A 4,320-nucleotide genomic window follows, 5' to 3' on the forward strand; every position below is an offset into this window, starting at 1 on the left:
GCCCCCGCCGGGCGCCCGGCCCCGGCTTGCAGCCAGGGCGGGACGAAGGCGTCCGCCCCGGCTACGGATCAGACCAGCGCCGCCTTGCGCGCCGGCCCTTGCGCGTCGCCCTCGCCTTCGCCCTTCCCCGCATCCGTCAGCGTCAGGTACTTGGTCTCCGGCGCCCAGGCCATGGAGATCAGCGCGCCGAACAGGAGGATGCCGGCGAGGATGGCCATGGTCGGGTTGAGGCCGATGCCGGCCACGCTGACCGGCAGCAGGAAGGTGCTCAGCGCCGAACCCAGGCGGCTGGCGGCGGTGGCCAGGCCGATGCCGCCGGCGCGCACTTCGGTGGGGAAGCTTTCCGCCGGGTAGACGCCGACCAGGTTGCTCACCGCCGAGAGCACCAGGGTGAACAGGCCGAAGGTAGCCACCATCAGCCAGGCCAGGCTGCCGGGCAGCAGCACCAGCAGGAAGAGCGCGGCGGAGAGGATCAGGAAGGCGCCGATGAGGAAGCCGCGGCGGGTGAACTTCACCGTGCACCAGATGCCCACCAGGGCGCCCACAACCAGCAGCGCGTTGAGCAGCATCTCGGTGCCGAAGCCCTCGGCCAGGCCCATCTTCTGCAGGATCGACGGCAGGAAGGTGTAGATGGCGAAGTACGGCATGACGATGCAGATGAAGAACAGGCAGTTGAACGCGGTGCGCTTGCGGTACTGCGCGCTGAACAGCTGGCGGAAGCCGCCCTTGAGTTCCTCGGCGATCTCGTCGTCGAGCACGACGTGGGCGCCCAGATGCTTGCGGACAATGGCCCGGGCTTCCTCGATGCGGCCCTTGTGCACCAGCCAGCGCGGCGATTCCGGGGTGCCGATGCGGGCGACCAGGATCAGCGCGGCGGGGATCGCCGAGGACGCCAGCATCCAGCGCCAGGCGTCGTCGCCAAGGCCGAGCATGGCGGTGCCGACGAAGGTGGCGGCGACGTAGCCGAAGGTCCAGATCACGCTGAAGGAGCCCAGCAGCACGCCGCGGTGCTTCTTCGGCGAGAACTCCGCGAGCATGGCGTGGCCGACGCTGAAGTCGCCGCCCAGGCCGATGCCGATCAGCACCCGGCAGAGGAACAGTTGCAGCGCGGTTTCGGCGAAGAACTGCAGCAGCGAGGCCAGGGTGATCAGCACGAAGCTGATGAGGAAGATTTTCTGCCGCCCCAGGTGGTCGGAAATCCAGCCGAAGAACAGGCTGCCGAAGAACAGGCCGAGCAGCGCCGAGCTGCCGATCAGGCCCTGCCAGAAGGGGTCGAGGTTCAGCTGCGGGTTGATCAGGGTGAAGGCGATGCCGATCAGCCCGAGGATGTAGCCGTCGGTGAAGTGGGCGCCGAAGGTGAGGCCGGCGATCTTGATGTGGAACCTGCCGATGGGCAGGTCATCGATTCTGACTGTGTTACCCGACATGATCGTCTCCGAGTCTTTTTCTTGTTGTCTGAACGGAAGGGTGACCGCCGCACCGGTCGGGGCGGCGGCGGTTGGCGGAACTCCTTAGCGGCGTGGCCGCGGCTGCGTGCGCGGCGGCGTCAGTCGGCCAGGCCGCCGAGCAGCAGGTACTTGATCTCCAGGTAGTCGTCGAGGCCGTACTTCGAGCCCTCGCGGCCCAGGCCGGATTCCTTGATGCCGCCGAAGGGCGCCACCTCGGTGGAGATGATCCCTTCGTTGATGCCGACCATGCCGGCCTCCAGGCCCTCGGCCATGCGCCAGACGCGGCCGATGTCGCGGCTGTAGAAGTAGGCGGAAAGGCCGTAGGGCGTGTCGTTGGCCAGGCGCAGCACCTCGGCCTCGTCGCGGAAGCGGAAGCAGGCGGCCACCGGGCCGAAGGTTTCCTCGCCGGCGATCAGCATGTCCGCGTTGGCCTCGGCCAGTACCGTGGGTTCGTAGAAGGTGCCGCCCAGGGCGTGGCGCTGGCCGCCGCAAAGCAGCCGGGCGCCCTTCTCCAGGGCGTCCCCGACGTGCTGCTCGACCTTGGCCAGGGCCGCCGCGTTGATCAGCGGGCCCTGCTCGGTCTCGCCCTCCAGGGCGCTGCCCACGCGCAGCGCGCGCACCGCCTCGGCCAGCTTGGCGGTGAAGGCCTCGTACACCTCGTCCTGCACGTAGAAGCGGTTGACGCACACGCAGGTCTGCCCGGTGTTGCGGAACTTCGAGGCCATGGCGCCGCGCACCGCGGCGTCCAGGTCGGCGTCGGCGAAGACGATGAAGGGCGCGTTGCCGCCCAGCTCCAGGGAGACCTTCTTCAGGGTGTCCGCGGCCTGGCGCATCAGCAGCTTGCCGGTGCGGGTGGAGCCGGTGAAGGTCAGCTTGCGCACCACCGGGGATGCCTGCAGCGCGCCGCCGATGGCCGCGGCATCGCCGGAGACGATGTTGAACACCCCGGCAGGGATGCCCGCCTGCTCGGCCAGCACGGCCAGGGCGAAGGCCGACAGCGGGGTTTCCTCGGACGGCTTGAGGATCAGGGTGCAGCCGGCCGCCAGCGCCGGGCCGACCTTGCGGGTGACCATCGCCAGCGGGAAGTTCCAGGGCGTGATGGCGGCCACCACGCCCACCGGCTGCTTGGTGACGACGATGCGCGCGTCGGTCTTGTGCGAGGGGATCACGTCGCCGTACACGCGCTTGGCTTCTTCGGCGAACCAGTCGAGGAAGCTCGCCGCGTAGGCCACCTCCCCTTTCGCCTCGGCCAGCGGCTTGCCCTGCTCGCGGCTGAGCAGGCGCGCCAGCTCGTCCTGGCTGGCCAGCATCAGCTCGGCCCAGCGGCGCAGGCGCGCGCCGCGCTCCTTGGCCAGCAGGCCGCGCCAGGCCGGCAGGGCGCGCTCGGCGGCGGCGATGGCGGCGTTGGTTTCCTCGGCGCCGCCGTGCGGCACCTGGGCGATGACCTCGTCGTTGGCCGGGTTGCGCACCGCGTAGGTGGGGCCGCCGGCCCGCCATTGGCCGTCGATGTAGTGGCCGGCTCTCAGCAGTTCGCTCATGCCACGGCCTCCGTCAGCGAAAAGGTCTCGCGCATCGGCCGGGCCACACGGAGGATGCGCTTGCCGGCGGTATAGTCGTTGATGACGTCGCAGGGCGTGTAGTTGCGTTCCAGCTCGTAGAGTTCTTCCTCGTCCAGGCGCGTTTCCAGGGCGGCCAGGGCGCTGTCGAACTGCGCGGTGGTGTCGGCGCCGACCAGCATGCAGTCCACGCCGGGGTGGTTCAGCACCCAGGCCTGGGCGATCTGCGCGTTGCTCACGTCGCGGCGCCGGGCCACGCGCTGCACCGAGCGGGCGATCTCGAAGGAGGCCTCGTCGGCGTACATCTGCTGGGTGAAGAAGTCGGTCTGGTTGCGCGTGGACTGCGCATCGCCGGTCAGCAGGCCGCGGGCCAGCGGGCTGAACACCGAGACGCCGAGGCCCTGGTCGCGGCAGAACGGGATCATCTCGCGCTCTTCCTCGCGGTATGCGCAGTTGAGCTGCAACTGCATGTTGATCGGCTTGACCCAGCCGTTGCGCTCGCAGGCCATGAGGATTTTCGCCAGTTGCCCGGTGAGCATGGTGGACACGCCGATGTAGCGGGCCTTGCCGGCCTTCACGATGTCGTTGAGCGCGCCCATGGCCTCTTCGACCGGGGTGTTCACGTCATAGAAATGCAGCATGTAGATATCGACGTAGTCCATGCCCAGGCGGGCCAGGGAGGCGTCGATGCTGTCCAGGATGTGCTTGCGCGAATGGCCGCTGGCGTTGATGCCCTGGCGGGTGCCGTAGCCGACCTTGGTGGTGACGACGATGTCCTCGCGGCGCACCAGGCGCTTGAGGATGCGCCCCACCACTTCCTCGCCGACGCCGGCGGAGTAGAAGTCGGCCAGGTCGATGAAGTTCACCCCGGCGTCCAGGGCGTGCTTCACGATCGGCTCGCTCTTCTGTTCGTCGAAGATCCATGGCTTCCAGTCCGGGGTGCCCATGTTCATGGTGCCCAGGCACAGCTTGGAGACCTGCAGGCCGGAGTTGCCGAGACGGATGTACTGCATGGCGGCGACCTCAGGCTTTGGGGGTGTAGAAGGGGTTGGCGATCTGCCCGGCCACGTCGGCCAGCTGCGCGCGCTCGGGCTTGCAGGCCAGCGCCGCGCGGATGGCGGTGCGGCAGGCGTTGTAGTTGTTCAGGTAGACGGCATCCAGGTCGTCGCAGGCCGGGTTGACCCAGTTGGCGGTGACGATGGCCCACTCGTCCTCGGCCTCGGCCGGCAGGGTGCCGTCCAGCAGCGCCTCGGTGACGGCCTTGGCGATGCCGGCCTGGGACGCGCCCCAGGTGGCGTTGGCGTGCAGGTCGCCGC

General features: G+C 69.0%; 4 protein-coding genes. All 4 read right to left on the minus strand.

Translation table 11 applies throughout. The features are described 5' to 3' along the window. Positions 1-68: 68 nt before the first annotated feature. Positions 69-1,427, minus strand: coding sequence for an MFS transporter (locus tag DK254_RS21350; protein ID WP_109935375.1), 1,359 nt, complete (start codon positions 1,425-1,427; stop codon positions 69-71). A 119-nt stretch (positions 1,428-1,546) separates the two neighbouring features. Continuing rightward, complete coding sequence (locus DK254_RS21355; protein ID WP_109935376.1) at positions 1,547-2,986, minus strand: NAD-dependent succinate-semialdehyde dehydrogenase; 1,440 nt, start codon at positions 2,984-2,986, stop codon at positions 1,547-1,549. After that, a complete protein-coding gene (locus DK254_RS21360; RefSeq protein WP_109935377.1) occupies positions 2,983-4,017 on the minus strand; it encodes an aldo/keto reductase in 1,035 nt (344 codons plus the stop codon). Before DK254_RS21360 ends, DK254_RS21355 begins: the two co-directional genes overlap by 4 nt. A 10-nt stretch (positions 4,018-4,027) precedes the next feature. After that, positions 4,028-4,320, minus strand: a 293-nt coding sequence (locus DK254_RS21365) for a formaldehyde-activating enzyme (protein WP_177412101.1), incomplete at its 5' end; no start/stop codon positions are given.

Source organism: Pseudomonas sp. RW407 (assembly GCF_003176655.1).
Lineage (GTDB): Bacteria > Pseudomonadota > Gammaproteobacteria > Pseudomonadales > Pseudomonadaceae > Pseudomonas > Pseudomonas delhiensis.

What these genes read in the sequence shown, in the direction of transcription:
- DK254_RS21360 (WP_109935377.1), bottom strand. Translation starts at nt 4,017, where the DNA reads ATGCAGTACATCCGTCTCGGCAACTCCGGCCTGCAGGTCTCCAAGCTG.
- DK254_RS21355 (WP_109935376.1), bottom strand. Translation starts at nt 2,986, where the DNA reads ATGAGCGAACTGCTGAGAGCCGGCCACTACATCGACGGCCAATGGCGG.
- DK254_RS21350 (WP_109935375.1), bottom strand. Translation starts at nt 1,427, where the DNA reads ATGTCGGGTAACACAGTCAGAATCGATGACCTGCCCATCGGCAGGTTC.